We start from the raw sequence: 476 nt of genomic DNA, 5'->3' as shown, positions 1-476 counted from the left end.
CTCGCACGAGCGCGCTTCAGTCTGTCGAGATAGCTTAAGGCCGCCGTTATCGACCAAGCCGGACACTTGCCGGTGTTCGAACGCGAGGAAGACTTTTCCCGATCATCGGCAAGTTTTTTGATTCAGAGGAGGAAGCATGAACACCGTCGAACTGCACTATGACATCCAGGGGGATGGCCCGCCGCTGCTGTTGATTGCCGGGCTGGGGATGAGTTCCTCTGCGTGGGCGGGTGTTGTTCCCGTGTTGTCCCGATCCTGGACGGTCATTACGGTGGACAACCGCGGGACCGGACGCAGCCCGGTCCCTGAGGGCCCGTACACGATCGATGGCATGGCCGATGACGTGGCAGCGGTGTTGCGTCGGTTGAATCTGGGCCCTGTCTCGGCCGTGGGGTGGTCCTTGGGCGGTTCAGTCCTCCAGTCGCTGCTGATCAATCATGGCGAGCTGATCGATCGGGGGGTGCTGCTGAATGCCT

1 protein-coding gene is annotated in these 476 nt (G+C 61.1%); it reads left to right on the top strand.

The features are described from left to right. Positions 1-136: 136 nt before the first annotated feature. A partial coding sequence (locus AC5RU7_RS21055; protein WP_494053882.1) for an alpha/beta fold hydrolase occupies positions 137-476 on the top strand: 340 nt, incomplete at its 3' end.

It is taken from the genome of Arthrobacter sp. K410C (assembly GCF_059090105.1).
Note: the sequence above shows the minus strand (reverse complement) of the source record. Positions and strands in the feature narration are given on the sequence as shown.